Raw genomic sequence first — 22,103 nt, 5'->3', positions numbered from 1 at the left:
AATCAACTTATGTATTTCTATGCTTTTCTTATTCACTTTTATTTTAAAGGTTAAATCAGGACCAAAAAAAAACTTCATCTTAGTTACAGATGAAGTTTAAATTATGCTTTCTTCAATACATTATTGAAGTTATATCGTGTAGTTACATTGTAAACCAGTCTTGAACTTTCTGAATGATTTCGGTGTCTTTACTTCCATCTTCAAACTCGTTATTGCTTTTATTATATACATAGTCTTTACTCCATGCTTCATGATTTTCGGCAACCTGTTTTATGGCATCACAAATGAATTCTAATTCTTTGTTAGATGTAATAGGGTGCAATGATAAACGTACCCAACCTGGTTTATTTGTTAAGTTTTTAGAATTAAGATCGTCTACCATTTCTAGGGATTTATTCTCGTCGTAATCGAATAAAAAATGACCATACGTACTCGCACAAGACCAACCACCACGCACTTGAATTCCGAAACGATCGTTTAAAATCCTAACGATTAAGTTATAATGCACATCCTGTATACCAAAAGATACACAACCAATACGTTTTACCTCGGTACTTCCTAAAATATATAAATTAGGAATCTCGCTTAATTTTTTAAAACAAAAGGCTAATAATTCTTCTTCCCGAGCGGCAATCTTTTCCGTATTCATTTTATCTTTTAATTGCATAGATAAAGCGGTACGCATAACTTGTAAAAACCCTGGAGTTCCACCATCTTCACGAACCTCAATATCTTGAAAATAAGCATATTCTCCCCAAGGGTTTGTCCACTGAACGTTTCCTCCTCCCGGAACATCGGGACAAGTCGCTTTATACAAATCTTTATTGAACACTAAAACGCCACAAGTTCCTGGTCCGCCCAAGAATTTATGTGGAGAAAAGAATATAGCATCTAAATGTGCATCTAAATCTTCGGGATGCATATTAACTTCTACATAAGGCGCAGAGGCCGCAAAATCGACAAAACAATAGCCGCCATGTTTATGCATAATTTTAGCTAAATCGTAATACGGCGTAATAATTCCAGTAACGTTAGAACAAGCAGTAAAAGAACCTATTTTAGTGGTTCTATCTTTATACATTAACAAAGCCTCCTCTAAAGATTCTGGGCAAATTAATTTCTGATCGTTACATTTTAAAATCACGACGTCTGCTATGGTTTCTAACCATGGCACATGATTAGAGTGGTGCTCCATATGAGAAATAAATACCACAGGACGTTCGTGTTCTGCAAGTTGACTTTTCTTCTGTTTGGCATCAGGAAAACGTAATCCCATGACACGCTGTAAATGAGATAAAACTCCCGTCATTCCGGTGTTAGATGTGACTAAAACATCGTCTTGATTGGCATTAACATGTTTTTTAATAATAGATCGCGCATGCTTATAAGCATACGTCGATGCTTTTCCTGTCTCACTAGAGAAGGAATGCGTGTTCGCAACCATAGGTCCGATTTGTTCTTGCATTATCTTCTCTATAGGTGCATATAACCGCCCGCTCGCAATCCAATCTGCATACAATAATTGCTTCTCTCCTAACCTACTTTTAAAGGTATAATTATCTCCAATAATACCCGTTTTAAAAGATTGAAAATAGGTTTCTAAATCAGTATTTTTATCTACTACAGTTGTTGCTTTGCTCATTTTTTATTAAGTTACATTTAACACATAAAAATGTATAGAGTTGAACTCCATACATTATTATAATCGAGGGTAAATTTACTATTATATGATAGAATCTAAAATTATTTTTCCTTTGTATATGATATACTTTTAAAAAACAAACTTCAGTAGAAGTAATTATTTCAAAACAAGCGACTTAAAACACTTTATTAATTGAAGCTATCCTATATTAGTGGTAGTGGTCTTTAATCTGTACCAAATAAAGTAACAAAAAAAGACTGCCTATTACAGACAGTCTTTCTCAATTTTTTATTAAAAATGTGTTTTTTAGATACTAATCAATAACTAGTAAAGGTGTTTTAGACACTTCGGATAAGGCTTTAGTTAAGGCTCCTTCCGAAGACACTTTTCCTTTAGCATGATTACGTGGTAATATACTTATAAGATCAATATCCTTTTCTTCTGCATATTTAAAAATACTAGTTGGAATATCTGGACCATCAACAAACAGATGATGCGAGTAAAAATCTTCTAAATAATACATAATTGTATTTTCATTTTTTTCATCTACAATAGTGTACCCGTAATCGGCTTCTTCTTGTTTAACCGTTAATACATGCACTTTAGCTTTAAATCGTCTAGCGACTTGCAATAAAACGCCTAACAATTTACTATCGTGAATTAAATCCTCGCCTATAACTAAAGCTATTTTTTTAATTTTAAAGTTTTCGTAATCTTTTGGAATAACAATAATCGGACAATCTACAACAAGTACAAATGAAGAGGTATTCGTGTTTAATTTTTTATTATTAACTAAACTCGTTCCCATAAAAATCAGGTCTATTTTTTCTGCTTTTGTAACTTCTATTAACGAGGCTTGAAGTAAACCTTTTTTAACAATAGCTCTAACAATATTTCTAGAATGCGCTTGAAATTCTTCTCGTATAGCTTCCAACTTTTTCTCGGCCTGCTCATCATCAATTTCATTAACATATACTAGAATAATCTCTGTATTCAAATCATCTGCTACAAAATTCTTAACATAATTTAGCGCATTATTTGCTGTATCAGAAAAATCAAAAGGGACCAAGATTTTAAACAACTTTTTCATTTATTTATACTAATTTAGGGATTTACAACCTATTAAAGTTACGAAAAAATGAGCAATTAAACATGACATATATCATTGTATGAGCAACTTTTACACACGAACTTTGACTAGTAAAAAAACTGAAATTAACGAAGTCGATTAAACCATTTGATTTCTACCGAAATTACTCATAATGTCCCAAAAAATATCTATTTCTAAGAAATCGATGCCACCATTACAAGGCTTAAAAGCTATAAAATGGACATCCATTTTGACATTAAAATTTCTATTCTTCCCATTAATTAATTATAGTCAGAACATAGATTCTTTAATTCCAAAAATTGAAAAACCGCGATTTACATATACGCTATTTAATGATCCTGAGATTAAGGTAAAACTTGGTGGTACTATACAACCTTGGGCGTTTTACACCCAATGGAATCCTGGTAGCAAAAATGAAGGTGGAGATGTTAAAGATTACAATATCGGACTCGCAGTTAGACGATTACGATTACAAAGTAGCTTTACTTTTGGTAACAAAGTTAAAGTCACCTTTAACCTAGGAGAAAACAATTTTAATGGTAAAGATCGTGATTTTCCATACTTAAAAATATTAGACTTTTACGGCATATATAATATATCTAAACCATTTGCTATTGCTTTTGGAAAATCTACTTACGATGGTTTATCGCGTTATGCGGCCCCATCGACATCGACAATGATGCAAACCGATTTACCATTAATAGCGCAACCCACGTTAAACTATTCGGATGATGTTACGCGCGAGTTAAGTTTAGTGCTATTAGGAGATATTGGAAAACTAAATTACCGTATGGTATTTATCCGTCCCTTTAGTTATGCTTACACGGATGCAAATCCGCCAGAGCCAAAAGCTGGTGCTTCCCAATTTACAGACACATATAGAAACATACAATATACCACTTATATTAAGTACGATTTCCTTGAAAAAGAAAACAATCGCGGACCCAACTTTGTGGGAACGTATTTAGGTAAAAAGAAATTGCTTTCGGTTGGTATTGGTGCAAAATACCAACACGATGCGTTATACTCTATAGATAATGAAAACAGATTGTATCACGACATGAATTTATGGTCGGCAGATGTATATTGGGATCACCCTGTTACCTCAACATTTATAGATGCCACGAGTGCTTATGTAGGTTACTTTAATTACGATCTAGGGCCTAATAATTTAAGAAGTGTAGGTGTAAATAACACGGCATATGGATTTGATAACACGAATGATATTGTAAACGGTCTCGGAAATTCGTTTCCTTCTATGGGAACTGGCCAAAGTATATACGGGCATTTTGGTATCCTCTTTAAGCAAATGGGAAAAGAAACGGATTGGGGGCAATTAGAGCCTTATCTTGTTATGCAAAGTAGTCGTTTTGATGCGTTACAATCGGATATGGTATTTGGTAGTGTTGGATTAAACTGGTACTTGAGTGGACATAATTCTAAACTGAGTTTGGATATTCAAAATCGTCCGATTTTTTCAAATATTACCCATAAAGAAACAGATAGAAAGTATATGTGCGTGTTGCAATACCAATATAGATTACATTAAACAAGTCCGAATAGATTTTTTCAGTTTTCAATTCAGATCTTGTATTTAGAAAGCGACTTTGAGTATTCAAAGTCGCTTTTGTTTTATAGTGCTTGGCTTAAAATAGTACATATAACGCCTTTCTTCTAGCTCTTGGATAAACTAATATACTTTTCAAATTAGGTCACATTACTACGGATAATATTGGTGCTTGTAGATTAACAGGATATTGCTGTTTGAATAAAAATGGTAAAAAAACTATTCTTGTTCTCGACTCCGCTCGAACGCCTTGGTAAATAAGTTGCTATTACTATTTCATATTCGATTAAAGATACAAGAGAAAATGATTATATATTAAAATTTAAACGATATCTATCTGAACACGGTATGCGAGCGGAGTCGAGAATCTTCTTTAATAGATTAGAAATTATATAACATCAATTTCTGTTCTCGACTTCGCTCGAACGCCCTGTAAATAAAAGATCGTCTTACTGTTTTATATACGATTAAAGAGAGAAGACAAAAAAACTATACATTAGAATTTAAATGTTAACTATCCGAACACGGTATTCGAGCGGAGTCGAGAATCTACTTTAATAGATTAAAAATCATAAAAACAATGCTTGTTCTCGACTCCGCTGGAACGCCCTGAAAAAACAAGATCTTTACACTGTTACATATACGATTCTGCAGAGAAATGAAAAGATGGAACAAAAAAAAAGAGCTTACATATCGTAAGCTCTTTTAGTAGTATAACAAGTATGATTTACTAAAGCAATTAGTACATCAATTTCATTTTTAGATTTTGCTCTGTTTTAACTTCACCAGAGTTATCTATAGTATTGTTTACAGACACTTGTCCTTTTTCTCCCCAAAGCACTATAATGTAAGCAACCGCATTGTCTTTAAACGTGTTTCCTTTAAAATCGATGTTTACGATTCCACGAGTTTGTAATAAAATTTTACTTTCCTCTTTAGATCCACTGTTTTTAAATGTATTGTTTCTTAGTAATAAAGTACCACCAATACTAGACTCGTCGTAACCACCTCTATAGTAGTTTAGGACGTTTTGGTCTACATTATCGAAAGTTGAATTTTCAATCGTTACAAATTCTGCACTGTAATCTCCTTTATCATCATCTTCTCCTGCTAATAGAATACCGTTTGTACAATCTTTAATAGTTGAATTTGAAACAACAAGAGAATCGGCTAAAGATCCTTTATACGTTCTTAAAACACTAGAGAATTTAGATACTTCACTGTTTTTAATTTTCAACTTATAAACAGTCGACATGTTTTTCTCTAAGGTTGCGAATGCATCTTGAGTTTTAGATCCTTCGATAGCGACATTATCTAAATTTAAGTTTCCTTTAGGTAACATTTGGAATAACGCTGTATTTGCAGCACCACTATACATAATCTTAACTTTTTTCTTTCCAGTAGATTTAATTGTAATGTCTTTGTCTATTTTCATAGTTTCAGACACTTTAAATGTTCCTGATTTTAATTCTAAAACATCGCCAGAATTAGCCTCTTTTACTGCTTTAGCTAGCGCTTCTGCAGTTGCTATTTTAATAGTTTTAGACTTTGCTTTCTTACCGCTACGGTCTAACCATTTTGGTCCGTATTGTGATTTATTGATTTCAACTTTACCTTTATCATCAAAAGGAAATGTTACTGCACCAATAGCACTATTGTCAGTTCTGTCGTTTCCTACAAGATCTTCAGATATTTGTTCGAAATCGAATCCGTTGTATACATCATTGAATGCTTTTGAAGGCGTATAGAACCAATCATTTACTTTGTTTACTGTAAAGTCTTCTTGTGTTAAACCGCCATTAGTATCAATACCACTTACATCTTTAATATTTAAGATATTATTGTAAAAACTTACACCATCAACCTCATCGTAAGCAAAAATTGGCTTAGTCTCGTTTGCATCGTGATTATAAATTAAGTTGTTTGCAACAATAGTACGCGTAGGTCTTGCAGAACGTAATTCGGTTGCAGGTAATACATCACTTTTATCAGAATTGTTTCCTACACTAAATTGTAAAGGTGAGATACAATCGATAAATGAGTTATAAGCAATGACCACATCTGTAACTTGATTGTAACGGTTTAAAGGTGATTTAGGTATTCCGTTCATCACTGCAATGGCACTTCTAAAATCGCTACCAATAATTTTGTAGAAATAGTTATTTGTTACCCAGTGTCCTGTATTTACAACACGAACACCTCCAATTGCTGTAGAGTTTTCGTTTCCGATAAATACGTTTCCGTCTACTTTTGCATAGTTTCCGTGACGTAACACTAAAGAACCTTCACTTTCAAAAAAGATGTTATTTGTAAATTCGTTAAAGTTAGATTTACTAGAAATTATTTCTACTTCACCATTACATCTTTCAAATAAATTATTAGACACCTGAGTGTATGAAGGCGTCATAGACGTATAACTATCTCCTAACTGTATAGTTTCTCCGTGAGGTCCTCCAGCTCTAGGTCTTTCACCAAAATAGTTATTTATAATTTTATGGTGATTATTAATGTTTTCGTTACCGTTTAAGTATATTCTTAATGTTGGTCCAGGATTAGATTTCCCAGCAATGTAACAATTGCTTAATTCGTTGTGTCTTCCGTAGAATTGAACCCAGTTGTCTTTTTCTTCACGATCTGGTTGAGTAAATCCTTCGATAACACAATTGGTAATTTTACTGTGATTTGCTACACTTTCGTTATCGGTTCTAAAATCGATAATGGTGCTTTTAGGTGTAAACCCATTTCTGAAGTATAATCCAGAAACTTCTAAATATTCTCCAGATAATCTAAGTCTAGATTGTCCTTCAATAAATACTTGTCCTGGAGTTTCTGCCTCCAAAACAATAGGATGAGCTTCTGTACCTACACCTTTAAATTTAATAATAAGGTCTGTCCAAATACCATTAGCCATAACGATATGGTCACCTGGTTTTGCAGACTTAATTGCTTGGTCTAATTCCTTCTCATTATTTACCATAGTCTTCCCAGCTTGAGCGCTAGCTTGAACTGTAAATAAAATGGAAAGGATTAAAATTGAAATCGTACTTTTAATTGCGTTCATTTGTTTTATAGATTAAATTGGTTAACCAATTTGGTGAACCAAAAATACAAATTCTATAATTACTATTCAAGTAGATTTAAATAAAGTTAATTAATAACTCTTATTTATTCTGAAAATTTATTATTTACAAAGTTTTTAACACGTTTTTTGAGGATAATATTAAAATAAATCGCGGGTTCATATTCCGACCCTAATTATTAATAGGAGATACTTCTTAAGAACTTTTATTTTTTTCATGGATTAAATATTCCTCCTTTAATGCTATGTAGCACCTCTCATATTTTTTAACTTCGCATAAAAAAATAAAATTGTAATTAACCAGCTAAGAACGTTTGTAAAACAGAGTCTTCTATTATATTTCTAATTAGACACCGTAATTATGGTGTTGTAAGTTTCTATTTTGAAAACGGAATTATAATACAACAGTGCTTTAGATCTCGTTTGTTAGCTCATAATAGATTCAAATTCTTTATCAAGTATTAGTAAATTTCTTTTTTGAGAGGCGCTATAAATGCGTCCATAAACACAGGACGATACACTGAATTTGATTGTTATGCTTAAACACATTAAATGATTAAGCCTTTTAAAAATCCTAAAACAGCAAGAAAAACTCATAAAGCTGTACAGGTCTTCTCAAAATTAGCCATCATGTGCGTTCTCACACTATTTTGCATAATGATAGTTTTAGAAAAATACGAAAGGAATGCACTAAACTCTGGACTTATGATATCGCTTATTATAGTGGTTATGTGGTTAGGATATCGGTATTTAGATGTGCACCAAAACGAATACACTTACGAAGAACTTTTAGTAGTGCTCTGGGTGCCAATTGGCGCCATAATTTGCTACATACTTAATGTTTATGGTCATTTAGGTGTTGTTTTATCCACTGCAATTACAGGAACAGTAGCATCCTTCCTACCCGCATTAAATAAAAAATCTGACTATTTAAAAAAGTTACCACCTGCCATTTATTGTGGATCGTTTGTGGGCATGTCTAGTTTAGAAATTGCGCCCTCAATTGAGTTTGTAGTACTTGCTGGTATGTTATCTGGTGTCTTTTTACTCTTATCTAAAAGTATATTTCAAGGTATTGGTGGTAAATTAGGTATGGTTGCTTTTGGAGGTGTGCTAATGGTCTCTTTTGTGTATTGGTGTTATTTATGGATAGTATGATAAACAATCTTATAATAATTATAACAGGAATTTTAGGTGCTACGTTAACCTTTTACGTTAATGAACACTTAAAACAAGGTGCCGTAAGAGCATCTGCTTTGCTAACGTTAATCGTGAGTCTATTTTTCTATTATTTTCCAGAAGTACTAAATCCGTATCTCACACAAAATATTCCAACTGCATTTATTGGAGCTTCTTTTGTGGGCATGGTATCTTCTAAAGCCATTATACACTACCGGTGGCTAATTATTGCCGGCATTATTTTTAGTATTATTTATATTAATAAAAGTATGTTCTTTCAAGGCTATGGTGGTGCTTTAGGAACATCGGCTTTTATCGCCTTATTAGCAACCATGGCTATCCCTGTGGTTTTTTCAAAAAAGAAAAAAATTACAAACGGAATTCTGATCTTTCGAAAATGGCTATTTAGAGAAAAAGATTAAAGTCATAGAAGGAAATATTGCTTTATAGCGATTAAAAGAAATTACACACACTTATCATCACTAAAAAAATGGTACGATTTATGTTAATTTAAGGTATGAAGCATTTTATAACCATACTTTTAACTTTAGTTGTATTAGCATCTTGTAAACAGGCGCAAAAAATAACCGATGCCATTTCGAAACCTTCGGCAAAAACTGTTTTTGAACGTGATTTTAAAGACAACGACAGTATTTTTAAACACTACGAGAACCGTTATTATAACGCGCAAAATAATGACCTTCAAGTTGAACTCCCAGCTACCATACAATCTAAATCGGACACGTCTAAATTTAATATTTTAGCGTATACCCTAAATTTACAGCAAGGCGAACGCTTTAAACTTGAATCTAATAGTGTCCCTGATAGCTTACAATTGGTAATAGATATTTTTCCATTTGAAAATGATTCAATAGTGGCGGAAAAACCTACGGCATCAAATACAGTAGAGTCTAATAACGTATCCTTCGACGTCTCTGCTAGCAACCGTTATAAGCTTGTTGTTTTTTCTAATCGAAAACACCATAAAAACTTTAGTCTAAAACTATTTACAGAACCTACTATGGCATTTCCTGTAGATGGTAAAAACAATAGTGCAGTACAAAGCTTTTGGGGTGCATCCAGAGGTGGTGGTAAACGCTCGCACGAAGGTATCGACATTTTTGCCAAACGTGGTACGCCCGTTGTTGCATCTACAGATGGGTTTGTTTACAACACGGGAAATCGCGGACTAGGAGGAAAACAAGTTTGGTTACGAGATGGTATATTTGGCCAGTCGCTATATTACGCTCATTTAGACAGCATTGCGGTCTCGAGCGGACGGAGCGTTAAAGTAGGAGATACTTTGGGCTTTGTTGGAAATACAGGAAATGCTAAAACTACGAGTCCGCATTTACATTTTGGAATCTACACCCAAAAAGGTGCTGTAGATCCCTACCCGTTTGTTAAAGAAACTGAAGCTCCCAAATTTGAAAGTTACACGATGTCTTCTCTTGGAGAAACACGTCTTAATAACAATGAACTTAGAGTAAGTCCTGCTGTAAAAAGTGAAAAAATTAAAGATTTAAAAAGGGCCACTCCTGTTGAAATTTTAAGCAAAACACAAAATTGGTTTCATATTCGGACTAATGATACATTAGAAGGGTTTATGCACGAATCTTTAATTACCGAATTGGAGGATTAAAGACGATCTATCTCTATAAAATTTAGTTACCTACAAATGCTTCATCACTCAATGTATTCATAAATGAAATAAGATTATCTTTCTCTTGTTCGGTTAGTGCAATTCTGTTGTCGTTATCTTTTAAAATAGGATCTAGATTATCTGCGTCTAAAACACCATCACTTAAATAGTCTAGAACATCTCTTAGTGTTTCAAACTGACCAAAACTTCCGTAAGGTGCAGTATATTCAATATTCCGTAATGACGGCACACGAAAACGCATATAATCTTCTAGCTGGCCAGTAACTCTTGCGCGTCCAGCTTCCTCGTTATCTGGATTTACAGGAAATCCGATATTTCTATAACTCTGATCCGTAAATAATTCTGTACTGTGACAACTAATACATTTATTCTGAAATGTGGCATAACCCTGAGCTTCTACATCTGTAAATATTTCTCCTTTACCTTGATTTACTCTATCGTATTTACTATTTGCTGAAATTAAAGTATATTCAAATTGAGCGATACTATTATAAATACCGTCTGCTGTGATGCCTTCACCATTAAAGGCTTTATTGAATAATTCCATATAAGAGCCGTCGGCTTCTAGTTTGCCTATAACTTCTAAAATTGAAGAATCCATTTCTTCGTGAGTGATAATGGGAACTAGAACTTGATCTTCTAATCGACTCATATTTCCATCCCAATTGTATGCTTTCATAAAAGCCATATTCTGTACTGGTGGCGGATTACGAAGTCCTATTCTATTCTCTACACCAATACCTTTTGTATTATGGTCTGCAAAGGCATTTCCTTGCATATGGCAACTCGAACAGGCAATGCTATTATCGATACTTAATTTCGTTTCATTAAATAATTTCTCACCCAATGCGACACCATATGTTGTAGGTACATTTGTATAAAAAGCACTATTAAGATCTGGGAAACCCAACGGAATATCTAAAGTGATTTCTGGGTTATTATAAGAAATAAGTTCAGCATCATCGTTACTACAGGATGCCAACAACAGTGCAAATGCAATGTTTCTTAATGCGTTTTTCATTGGAGCAAATTATATAATAAAAAGAGCCGGACTAGACGTCTTGCTTTTCCGGCTCTAACATTTAGGTTTAATTTTCTACTGAAGAAATTGAGAACATACCTGTAAAATCGCTTACTTGGTTACCACCAATATTATCAACATATTCAGACATGGTTACAGACGTGTGTAAACTAGGTAAAGCATTACTATCGTCTAAAGTAATCGTGTTGGTTTTTCCGCTTAACAGATTATCAAAATCTGCTTCAATATTAATGGTTGGAGCGTTTTCACCGACGATTGCATTGGTAGGAAGATCTAAAGTGATATCTCTATACGCATCATAATATGCATTATAAGTGCTTTCGTCGCCTTCAGTTCCATCTACAGTACTTCCAGAGTGGAAAGACAACACTTTATCTCCATCGTAAAATCCTTCAATCTTTGTAAAACGGTAACCTGTTCCCCACTCCCAGTGCATTGCTGTATCGTTCGCTCCTGCAGTGGCATAAAAATTTGGATTACTAACTTCGTCCAAAGTATTTAAATCCGATCTCACTCCTAATCCAAAAATAATCTGACTGTATTCCGCAGTTGGAATATCATTTAGCACAAACGTTGCTGTTTCTGGTTTAGATTGATCTACAACTATTGCTCCTGCATCTAAATTGTTAGTATTATACGGAATTTCTGTCCCATCGGCTTGAATTAAACGAACATTACTTATTACATATTTTAGTTCAGAAAATTTGTGAACTTGTCCAACTGCCGAAGTATTTTCTGTTTCGTTAAGCACTATAGGCGTTCCTTTAAATGTATTCTCAAATTCTAAAGTTACATGGTTAGCCACGGGCACATCATCGTCGTTACAAGACACAAGCGCTAAAGCGACTACTGGTAATAAAAGGTACTTTTTAAAATTTTTCATAGTTTTTGATTTAATTGATTATTATATTTTTTAGGTATTAATTATTATAAATTTATTTTTAACGACGTAAATATATTACGCCCCATTCTTGGGATATTTCCCCAGTCTGCATACGTGCTGTAGTAGGTATTAAATACATTTTCGGCACCGACTTGTAAGACTGTTTTGTAATTTTTAATATGAAATGTGTAATCTGCAGATAGATTCCAATTGGTATAAGACGGTGTTTGGTCTTCTCCATATTCCGGACTATAATCTATTTGTTCGAAATCGCCATTAAGCGAGGTTAGAAAGCCAAATTTTTGATACGAAAAGTGCAATGAGGTTTGATAACTTAACGGACGAATAAATGGTAAATTATTTTCATCTTCGTCTAAACCTCGTGCGTAGGTTAGTGTCCCTTTCCAATGTAAATTATCTAAAATAGCATAGTCACCACTTAATGAAAAATTGAATAAGGTCGCAAAATCTAAAGACGTGTATCCTTTAACTCCAACCGACTGATAGTTCATAGGACTTCCTGCACTTAAAATGCGACCAATAATGTAATTTTCGATGTAGAAATAATTCACTTTAGCCTGAATACGTCCTTTCGCATGAGAAAATCCTGCACTCGCATTGGCCTCGTAAGAAATTTCGTTGTCTAAATTCGGATCTCCTATATAATCATATCTATCAAAACTATTATAGATATAATATCCATATCCTTCGGAAACAGAAGGTGCTCTATGGCCATAACCGCCACCTATAGAAGCGTTAAATCCGCTAGTATTAAACTGATAACTTGCGTATAGATTAGGTAAAAGCCGTGTCTTCTCTTGTGGTGCTCCCGGATGAAAGATCCAATTGAATTCAATGTATTTAGAATAATTGTAATTCACCCCTAAAGTCCCTCCAAAATTAAGCTGACTTTTTTCGGACATTTCGTAGGAATTGCTCATGGATAATCCTGCATAACGCGTCGTTACCCAAGGCCAGCTATAAGCAAACATGGTGCGCTCGCTCCGATCCTGAGGATACATGCGCATTTCGGCAATCGATAAATTATCGTAAGCGTTTAATTGAATTTCTGCTGTATACCTATCACTTTTTAAGTTCACTTTAGATAATAAACCATAAGTTGTGCTCCAACCCGGCATGTCCATATGTACTAAATTTTCAGGTCTAGTGGTATCGTCCATATAATGTTCAATCGCATTATAATACACTTTAGTATCCCAAACTTTTAGCAGTTTCTCTTCGAAAAATTTCTTGTAGGCCACAGAAGTAATTAAGGCTCTAGACAATGACAAATCCATAGGAAGGGCGGGATAACCAACATCTTTGGCTTTATCGAATATAGCATCTACGCGTACCGAAGACAATGCGCTAGTTTTATACGCAAGACCTAAAGCACTATTGATTTTTGTGAATTGAGAATGGTCTACCTCATCGTTATTACCATCGGAATAATTATCTGCTTTTCTGTACGAAATACTCCCATCAGCAACTAATTTATCACTGGAATACGATACATTTCCTAAATTAAAAAACTGATTGTTATTAAACTCATAACCCGACTGAAAAGCCCCATTCCATTTAGAAATTCTTCCGAATGCTGTACTTTTACGTTTTAAGTCTATACTTCCTGCTACTGTCGCGCCATGCATACTACCTTCTTGCCCTGATTTAATATCTATATCCGACAAATTATTACTTTCGACATACGATGTTACCGGATCCATTTTATCGGTACAGGCTCCAAAAATATGCATCCCGTCTATAGTCACCGTAGAACGTTCGGTACTCATATTATTAAGTAAAGGTTCCCAAGCGTAAGCCCCACGTTTTATAAAGCTAATATGCTCTGATGACGCTAAAAATTCGTCCACCGAAACAGCCATTTTTAAATCTGTTTTAATTTTATCCTTTTTAGCGGCCACTATTAAAACCTCATCTAGAACCACATCCAAACTATCGTGTATTACTGGTTCGGTTTGGGCATGTACAAGTGTTCCTAATAAAAATAGAGCTAGAGTTATTCTTTTCATTTTTTTAAAATAAAATATCGATATAAAGCTCACTTTTTGCACCTTCTACTCCCGGTGTAAAATCTGTTGGAACTTGTGTACCTTTTATAATTTTCCCGTTTTCATTCTGTAACATAAAATTCAAAGTCCAATTTCCCGTCATCGTATAATTCACAACACCATGATATAAACTATCACTCTGTTGCGTTAAATCCTGATTGTTTGGCGACGAATGATTCCCCATGGAAGCTTCTGGCATTCGCGGATCTAAGAACAAGGTAAAATCATTAACAATAGAATAAGAATACTGAGATAGATCTGGGAATTCACCTTCCGGTTCTGTTGGTTTATTGTATTTATAAATACCAGCTACCAAATCATTTTCGGCTACTCCTGGACTCTGTGGCGATACTAATGCTATAAAATATTGTTCGTTATCACTAGCAGTAAAGGCAGTCATATTTAGATTCATATTCGTTTGTTCTTCAATTGTAATCGGTTGATTAATAGCATACGATTGGGAATTCACGTTAAAATCAATATACGCCTGCCAGCTTACTGTAGTATTACTTTCACTCGTAAAAACGGCATAACCAGAATAATACTTTTCTGTACTATTATAAGTTAAGCTGTAACTATGCGGACAAGAGGTTTTATTACCATTGGCATCTGTTAGGATGGGTAAAAAAGAGATGTCGGAATGTTCTAAACTTTCATTGCTTTGCGAATTAATAACTTTCACACGAATGTCATTGTAACCCTTATATAGCGTACCGTTTAACGCCTCTAGACTCATAGTATAATCACCATTAATTACAGAAAGAACCTCTTCAAACTCAAAGTATTCCGTAGTTTCTGTTGCTATTTCAGCTTCATAGTCGGTTTTTTCGATGGTACAGGAAAGCACCACACTGCCTAATGCAATGAGACAAAATTTTGAAAATTTCATTGTTTAAATTATTTAATCTGCGTATACCCGATAGTTATCGAGATCACTCCGATTTGTTATTTATTTTCTATAGACTATTTCTGTAAAATCTAGAAATAGTCCGTTTAAAGTCTATTTAAACATAGCAGTACTGGTGCAGTAAAACGGCATTCCTAACATTTTAAACGCGTTTAATACATAACAGGAAAACCTGTAGTTTAAATAAGAAAATAGATGAGGATTGTTTATAAGTATACCATGATGCACTTAAAATAATACGTGCAAATTTAGAGCTGACCGAAATCAACACTGATATAACTTAAAAACATCTGGAGGATTATACTTGTGGCGGATGAAAAATAGAGTCTGTTTCTAGATAGGAATAAGACCTATTATACTTTGAAGTAATTTTTGCAGTATCCGTATATAATATACATGGTGAAAATAAATGATCTGAAATTTTCTGATAAAAGACCACCATAGTTTCTATGGACACCTGTTTTTTATCATTTCCAGTCTCGGGAGAATCAGAAATTTTAGCCACTTCTTTACCTAAATGACACTTTCCATTACATTGCATTTCTACCACTTCTTTGTTTTCACAAAGTTCATTTTTTATATAATCATAAAACGCAACGTATTCCACTAAAGGGATTAGTGGTTTAACTAGAAGAAATATAGCTAAAAAAAGTGTTGCTGTTTTCACGTCGCAAATTTCAATATTTTATTTAAAACAACCTAATTTTAAATTATGAATAGCTCGCAACATTGTAGCTTTTAAGAATTTTAAAAAAGCTTCAGTATTAGGTGTTTTATAAAAAGGGCAATCAACAGTAAGAGCTAACCATTAGATGTCACATATACGTTCAAAATGTAAACAGCGATTCATTTTAGTTTCTATTCCTTACATTAGCTATTCTAACTCGCAGTTTATTATTATAACGCAGATATTGCATTAAAAACAAAAGAACGTGGATTTTAAAGACATTATTCAAGACATATACAAAAATGTGAAGGCTATGGAAGATTGTGGCGCACTACCCACATATATTCCAGATTTGGCCGAAGTAGATCCGAACAAATTTGGAGTACACATAACGACTATGGATTGCCAAAATTATGGTGTTGGAGATTGTTACCAAAAGTTCTCCATACAGAGTATTGCAAAGGTCTTATCCTTAATTTTAGCATATAAACTATTAGGTGCAAAAATTTGGGAACGTGTAGATGTAGAACCTTCAGGAAACGCTTTTAACTCTCTGTTACAATTAGAAGTAGAAAAAGGAATCCCTAGAAATCCATTTATTAATGCAGGAGCATTAGTTATAGCAGACATATTATTAAGCGAGCTTGAGCATCCGAAAGCAGAATTTTTAGCTTTTGTACGTGACATAAGCAATAATGAAAACATTAATTATTCAAGTCAAATTGCGGCCTCGGAAAAAGAAGTAGGATTTAGAAATATAGCGCTCTGTAATTTTATTAAATCGTTAGGAAATATTAAAAATAATCCCGCCGATGTGTTAGACTTATATTTTGATATCTGTTCGCTGGAAATGCATTGCAAAGACTTATCCGAGCTCTTTTTGTTCTTAGCCAACAACGGTAAAAAAATAACAGATAAAACCCCGATACTAACCGAAACGCAATCGAAACGTATAAATGCACTCATGCAGACTTGTGGATTTTACGACGAGTCGGGAGAATTTGCTTTTAGAGTTGGACTAACCGGTAAAAGTGGTGTAGGCGGTGGTATAATTGCCATTTATCCTGACAAATATGCCATTGCTGTTTGGAGTCCGAAATTAAATAAAAAAGGAAACTCTTATAAAGGAATGAAATTTCTTGAAGAATTTACTTCGGTTACCAATCTGTCCATTTTTTAGAATATCTGTTATCTGACACTATTTTTACAACTAATTACTATGAACAAACCTCATACTTAGGTTGTCTAATTGCAATCATTTAAAACAAATATAACTTTAGAAGTAAATTATATAGCTCATTTTTTTGTTTAGCGTTTATTATTAAGGTTTTAGACGTTAAACCTTTCTTAATTTTCAGACTTTTAGCCTATATTCTGGGTGCTTCCAACTTAAAATCCTAGCTTTGCTTTTTATTAAAACTTTAAAAACAGAGTATGAGTCAAGTAAAAGAGAATGATACAGTAAAAGTACATTACACAGGGAAGTTAAACGATGGTCGTGTGTTCGATAGTTCTTTAGAGCGTGAGCCTATAGAAGTTACTATTGGTCAGGGGATGTTAATTCCTGGTTTTGAAAATGCTATCATTGACATGAAAGTGAACGAGAAAAAAACAGTTGAGATAGCTAAAGAAGACGCATACGGCGACATTAACGAAGAGTTGTTTCATAAAGTTGCAAATGAGCAATTACCACCAGAAGTAAAACCAGAACTTGGAATGGGATTAACTTCAAAAAGTGAAGATGGTAGAGAACACCAATTTAGAGTTGTAGATATTCAAGACGATCATATTGTTGTCGATGGAAATCACCCACTTGCTGGTCAAGCTTTAACTTTCGATTTAGAAGTTATAGAGATTAAATAATAATCTCCTTCTTATATAAAGTAAAAATCCGAACATATGTTCGGATTTTTTTATTGCCAAAAAGTCTGTTGAAAAATTTTAATTCCCTAAAATAAAAATTTAATTTACCACCTTTAAAAGTCAGTCAGGCTTTACTTTAAAACAGAGATGAAGGACATCTATACCTACTACATTATATCACTAATCTTTATTACGACTATGAGCACGTCTGGGTTTGCTCAGACGTTTAAGAAAGTTGAAAAAGAAACTGATGATGCCATTATTTGGACTAAAGACAGACGATTAAAGCTAACAGATTTTCAGGCAGAAGTAGATACAACAACCTCAAAAAAAGCACTAACGGGCGCCAATATTATTATTGTACCTAACAGCTATAAAAATGGTATCTATACCTACCAGGTGTTCGCCAAGTTTCATAAAGATCTGTCATGGATAAATACAACAAGTGCCTATATTTTAAACCATGAACAGTTACATTTTGACATTGCAGAACTGTATGCCCGAAAAATGAGACGTGATATTCAAAAGATAAAAAAAACGACAGGAAAAGTATTACAATCCGATTACAGACGCATTCATAAAAGTTTGTTTCGATCGTATATCTATTTTCAGAAGCAATACGATACTCAAACACAGTATTCAACAGATCAAGAAGAACAACAACGGTGGAATATAATTGTTGCAGACGACTTGAAAAAGCTCGAAAATTTTAGTCTAGATTTATAACGGATATCCTAATATCTAGCCTGTAAAACGTTCTGCTAAAATAAATAGATTGTATATTAAATTCCATTGCAGTTTTATTTTTAAGAAAGCTTATCCCCTACTCTACTAGGAAGCAACGTCTACTTTTAAAATAAAAAAAATAATATAACGGGTTAGAAATTACTCTTATCTACAATTGTCAATAAGTTCTGATAAGTATATTATTATAACTTATTTATAGTAGATAAATTTACACCCGATTTTAACTTTAAATGGTTATCAAGTTTTCGAATTTGATATTAAAAGGGAATCCGGTGGAATTCCGGAACTGTCCCGCAGCTGTATACTCACGAACTGAAGCTCAAATAAGGTCACTTTTCGAAAGAATGGGAAGACCGAGTGAAAGGAGTTAGTCAGAAGACCTGCCATTTAATATTAATAATTCAATGTGCTTTCGGGGATTGAAGCTGGAGTTAGAAAAGAGCTATGCCATTTACTATGTGTGGTCTCTATCTTATTCTTCCTTGTTTACCTAAAATCAGTATTGCAATTTAAAACTAATGGTTTATTGCCAAGAATAAATACCTCTCAGTGTTTAAAAGGTATTTAATTTAAGGCGAACTAAACCAACTTAATATCGTAAATATGGAAATTATTCAAATTATTAAAAGAAATTTTAAGTCAAAACCATTCGATCTTCAGAAAATTACAGCTGCGGTTACTAAAGCGATGCATGCCGTTAATCATGGTACTAGCGAGGATGCCGCACTTATTGCAAAAAATGTATATGCCGAGCTTTTAGAACGTCGCGATCAAGACAAAGATTACGTACCTACGGTAGAAGAAGTACAAGATATTGTCGAGAAAAAACTTATGCATAGTGAGTTTGTAGATGTTGCCAAAGCGTATATCATTTATAGAAACAACCAAACGCAAAGTAGAAAAAGTAATATTTTCGAAAAACGTATCAATTTAAAACCTTACGAGTACCCTCAACTTTACGAATATGTACCAGCTATTCGTCACTCGTACTGGATTCATACCGAATTTAATTTCACAAGTGACATCCAAGATTTTAAATCGGCTTTAACACCTGTAGAACAAAGTGCTATTAAAAACACCATGCTTGCTATATCGCAAATAGAGGTGGCGGTTAAAACGTTTTGGGGCGATATTTATCACCGTATGCCTAAGCCAGAAATAGGATCTGTAGGTGCTACATTTGCAGAAAGTGAAGTAAGACATCACGATGCCTATTCTCACTTATTAGAAATTTTAGGATTAAATAGTGAGTTCGAAAAATTAAAGAAGAAGCCTGCAATAATGAAGCGTGTCCAATATTTAGAGACGGCTTTAAAAAATGCAAAAAGCGAAAATAACGAAGAGTATGCAGAATCTGTATTATTATTCTCTTTGTTTATAGAACATGTGTCTTTATTCTCTCAGTTCCTTATCATAATGGCTTTTAACAAGCATAAAAATATGCTTAAAGGAATTTCGAATGTTGTAGAAGCAACCTCTAAAGAAGAACAAATTCATGGCGATTTTGGTATCGACCTTATCAATATCATTAAAGACGAACACCCAGAATGGTTTAACGAAACGTATAAGATTATGATTCAGCAACTATGTGAAGAAGCGTATAGTTCTGAAAGTAAAATTATAGATTGGATTTTCGAAAAAGGTGAATTAGATTTTATTCCGAAAGCGGTAATAAACGAATTCATTAAAAATCGTTTTAATAACTCGTTAGAGAGTATTGGAATTGATAAAATATTTGAAATTGATCAGAAATTATTAGCTCAAACGGAATGGTTTGATGACGAAATAATCGGAACAAAACATGGAGATTTCTTTGTTAAACGTTCAATAAATTACAGTAAAAGAGCCCAAAGTATAACTAGCGACGACTTATTTTAAAAAATGGAAAACAACACTTACAATCAAGACCCTGTTACAACAACATCAGAAAAAAATAATGCTCAAAATTTAGTCGATGCTAGGCACGCGGCATTACACACTAAAAACGGTACCATAGAAAATGATTCCTTTGGGTGGTTAAACGAAAATAGCCGTAAATTTTTAGAATCGGGATACCTTACAGAAGGTGTAAATCCAGAAGAGCGTATTAGAGAGATTGCAGATCGCGCGCAAGACATTTTAAAAATGCCTGGCTTTAGCGATAAATTTTACAACTATATGTCTCAAGGTTTTTATTCGCTAGCCTCTCCTGTTTGGTCTAATTTCGGACAAAAACGTGGCTTACCAATTAGCTGTTTTGGTTCGCATATAGACGACGATATGGGAAACATCTTGTTTACCCAATCTGAAATTGGAATGATGTCTAAACTTGGTGGTGGAACATCTGGATACTTTGGTAAAATCCGTCATAGAGGAGCCGAAGTAAAGAATAACGGAACAGCATCAGGAGCTGTGCATATTATGCGTCTCTTCGAATCTATGGTCGATGTTGTAAGTCAAGGTTCTGTGCGTCGTGGTCGTTTCTCTCCGTACTTACCAATAGACCATAAAGATATTATGGAGTTTTTAGAAATTGGGTCTGAAGGAAATGCTATCCAAGAATTAACGCATGGGGTTACGGTAACCAATGCGTGGATGCAGTCTATGATTGATGGTGATGTTGAAAAACGTACAGTATGGGCGAAAGTATTACAAAGTAGAGGTGAAATGGGTTACCCATATATCTTCTTTACAGATAATGCTAATGAAGGTTCTGTAGATGTGTACAAGGACAAAAATCATCCGATTTACGCGAGTAACTTATGTACAGAAATCATGTTGCCGTCAGACGAAAACTGGTCGTTTGTTTGTGTACTTTCTAGTATAAACTTACTTAATTACGACAAGTGGAAAGATACAGACGCCGTAGAAACTATGGTGTACTTTTTAGATGCTGTAATTTCAGAATTTTTAGAAAAATTAGAATCTTATAGAGATTCCGACAGCCGTGAAGACCGCCAAACGTTCTTATTTATGGAGCGCGCTTATAACTTCGCTAAAGAAAACAGAGCTTTAGGTTTAGGGGTTTTAGGATGGCATTCTTTATTACAATCTAAATCGTTGTCTTTTGACAGTCAAGAAGCATTTAACTTAAATAGTGAAATATTTAAAACCATAAAAGAGCGTTCTTATAAAGCTTCAGAAGAACTTGCAACAGCATTAGGAGAACCAGACCTTCTTAAAGGATACGGACGTAGAAATGCGACTTTAAATGCGATTGCACCAACTACATCTTCAGCTTTTATTTTAGGACAAGTATCTCAAGGAATAGAACCAATTTGGTCTAACATTTATGTGAAGGATATTGCTAAAATTAAAACCACTATTAAAAATCCATACTTGGTTAATCTTCTAGAAGAAAAAGGTATGAATACTCCTGAAGTTTGGAACGACATTAGAAGTAGAGATGGTTCTGTACAGCACTTAGATTTCTTATCAGACCATGAAAAGGCGGTATTTAAAACCTATTCGGAAATAGACCAAATGGATATTATTTACCAAGCGGCGAACAGACAAAACCATATCGACCAAGGACAATCATTAAACATTATTGTACATCCAGATATGCCTACAAAAGACATTAATAAAATACATATTAATGCTTGGAAATTAGGATTAAAATCGTTGTATTATCAACATAGTATGAATGCGGCGCAGAAATTCAAACAAAAGAAAGATTGCGCAAGTTGCGAAGCTTAATTGCAT

17 protein-coding genes and 1 riboswitch are annotated in these 22,103 nt (G+C 33.9%); of the genes, 9 read left to right on the top strand and 8 right to left on the bottom strand.

The window, feature by feature from the left end:
* Positions 1-142: 142 nt before the first annotated feature.
* Positions 143-1,642 carry an aminotransferase class V-fold PLP-dependent enzyme gene (locus ACKC83_RS12665; protein ID WP_414034229.1) on the bottom strand — a complete coding sequence of 500 codons (1,500 nt, stop codon included), beginning with the start codon at positions 1,640-1,642 and terminating at the stop codon, positions 143-145.
* 313 nt (positions 1,643-1,955) lie between these two features.
* Positions 1,956-2,732, bottom strand: a complete 777-nt coding sequence (locus ACKC83_RS12660; RefSeq protein ID WP_434035777.1) for a universal stress protein — start codon at positions 2,730-2,732, stop codon at positions 1,956-1,958.
* A 172-nt stretch (positions 2,733-2,904) separates the two neighbouring features.
* Here ACKC83_RS12660 and ACKC83_RS12655 point away from each other — a divergent pair, with 172 nt between their 5' ends.
* Positions 2,905-4,302, top strand: a complete 1,398-nt coding sequence (locus ACKC83_RS12655; protein WP_434035776.1) for a hypothetical protein — start codon at positions 2,905-2,907, stop codon at positions 4,300-4,302.
* A gap of 757 nt (positions 4,303-5,059) precedes the next feature.
* On the opposite strand, the gene ACKC83_RS12650 is transcribed toward ACKC83_RS12655, so the two are convergent.
* Entirely contained in the window at positions 5,060-7,381 is a 2,322-nt protein-coding gene (locus tag ACKC83_RS12650; protein WP_434035775.1) for a chondroitinase-B domain-containing protein, read from the bottom strand.
* Between the two features lie 723 nt (positions 7,382-8,104).
* Between ACKC83_RS12650 and ACKC83_RS12645 the strand changes: the two genes are divergently transcribed.
* From ACKC83_RS12645 to ACKC83_RS12635, 3 genes are all read left to right on the top strand, one after another.
* Positions 8,105-8,557, top strand: a complete 453-nt coding sequence (locus tag ACKC83_RS12645; protein WP_434035774.1) for a hypothetical protein — start codon at positions 8,105-8,107, stop codon at positions 8,555-8,557.
* Positions 8,554-9,000 (top strand): hypothetical protein, encoded by a 447-nt coding sequence (locus ACKC83_RS12640; protein WP_434035773.1) that lies wholly within the window; start codon positions 8,554-8,556, stop codon positions 8,998-9,000. Before ACKC83_RS12645 ends, ACKC83_RS12640 begins: the two co-directional genes overlap by 4 nt.
* 95 nt (positions 9,001-9,095) lie before the next feature.
* Complete coding sequence (locus ACKC83_RS12635; RefSeq protein ID WP_434035772.1) at positions 9,096-10,220, top strand: peptidoglycan DD-metalloendopeptidase family protein; 1,125 nt, start codon at positions 9,096-9,098, stop codon at positions 10,218-10,220.
* A gap of 22 nt (positions 10,221-10,242) precedes the next feature.
* Here the strand turns inward: ACKC83_RS12635 and ACKC83_RS12630 are convergent, their stop codons facing one another.
* From ACKC83_RS12630 to ACKC83_RS12610, 5 genes are all read right to left on the bottom strand, one after another.
* Complete coding sequence (locus ACKC83_RS12630) at positions 10,243-11,262, bottom strand: cytochrome-c peroxidase (RefSeq protein WP_434035771.1); 1,020 nt, start codon at positions 11,260-11,262, stop codon at positions 10,243-10,245.
* 67 nt (positions 11,263-11,329) lie between these two features.
* Positions 11,330-12,166: an MbnP family protein gene (locus ACKC83_RS12625; protein WP_434035770.1), complete on the bottom strand. Its 837-nt coding sequence runs from the start codon at positions 12,164-12,166 to the stop codon at positions 11,330-11,332.
* Positions 12,167-12,210: 44 nt separating this feature from the next.
* Positions 12,211-14,196, bottom strand: coding sequence for a TonB-dependent receptor plug domain-containing protein (locus ACKC83_RS12620; RefSeq protein WP_434035769.1), 1,986 nt, complete (start codon positions 14,194-14,196; stop codon positions 12,211-12,213).
* Positions 14,197-14,200: 4 nt separating this feature from the next.
* A complete protein-coding gene (locus tag ACKC83_RS12615; protein WP_434035768.1) occupies positions 14,201-15,124 on the bottom strand; it encodes a hypothetical protein in 924 nt (307 codons plus the stop codon).
* A 316-nt stretch (positions 15,125-15,440) separates the two neighbouring features.
* Positions 15,441-15,809: a hypothetical protein gene (locus ACKC83_RS12610; RefSeq protein WP_434035767.1), complete on the bottom strand. Its 369-nt coding sequence runs from the start codon at positions 15,807-15,809 to the stop codon at positions 15,441-15,443.
* A 265-nt stretch (positions 15,810-16,074) separates the two neighbouring features.
* Between ACKC83_RS12610 and ACKC83_RS12605 the strand changes: the two genes are divergently transcribed.
* The 5 genes from ACKC83_RS12605 (at position 16,075) to ACKC83_RS12585 (ending at position 22,097) form a co-directional block, all read left to right on the top strand.
* The gene (locus ACKC83_RS12605) at positions 16,075-16,989 is read left to right on the top strand and encodes a glutaminase (protein ID WP_434035766.1); all 915 of its coding nucleotides are present in this window, start codon (positions 16,075-16,077) and stop codon (positions 16,987-16,989) included.
* A gap of 254 nt (positions 16,990-17,243) precedes the next feature.
* Positions 17,244-17,672, top strand: coding sequence for an FKBP-type peptidyl-prolyl cis-trans isomerase (locus ACKC83_RS12600; protein WP_414034216.1), 429 nt, complete (start codon positions 17,244-17,246; stop codon positions 17,670-17,672).
* Positions 17,673-17,819: 147 nt separating this feature from the next.
* Positions 17,820-18,398, top strand: a complete 579-nt coding sequence (locus ACKC83_RS12595; RefSeq protein WP_434035765.1) for a DUF922 domain-containing protein — start codon at positions 17,820-17,822, stop codon at positions 18,396-18,398.
* 235 nt (positions 18,399-18,633) lie between these two features.
* A riboswitch (cobalamin riboswitch) is annotated at positions 18,634-18,821 on the top strand.
* A 201-nt stretch (positions 18,822-19,022) separates the two neighbouring features.
* Complete coding sequence (locus ACKC83_RS12590; RefSeq protein ID WP_434035764.1) at positions 19,023-20,297, top strand: ribonucleotide-diphosphate reductase subunit beta; 1,275 nt, start codon at positions 19,023-19,025, stop codon at positions 20,295-20,297.
* A gap of 3 nt (positions 20,298-20,300) precedes the next feature.
* Positions 20,301-22,097, top strand: coding sequence for a ribonucleoside-diphosphate reductase subunit alpha (locus ACKC83_RS12585; protein ID WP_414034213.1), 1,797 nt, complete (start codon positions 20,301-20,303; stop codon positions 22,095-22,097).
* The last annotated feature ends 6 nt before the right edge of the window (positions 22,098-22,103 follow it).

Source organism: Formosa bonchosmolovskayae, assembly GCF_051016085.1.
GTDB lineage: Bacteria > Bacteroidota > Bacteroidia > Flavobacteriales > Flavobacteriaceae > Formosa.
The sequence above is the reverse complement of the archived record's forward strand: the minus strand, read 5'-3'. Positions and strand labels throughout refer to the sequence as shown.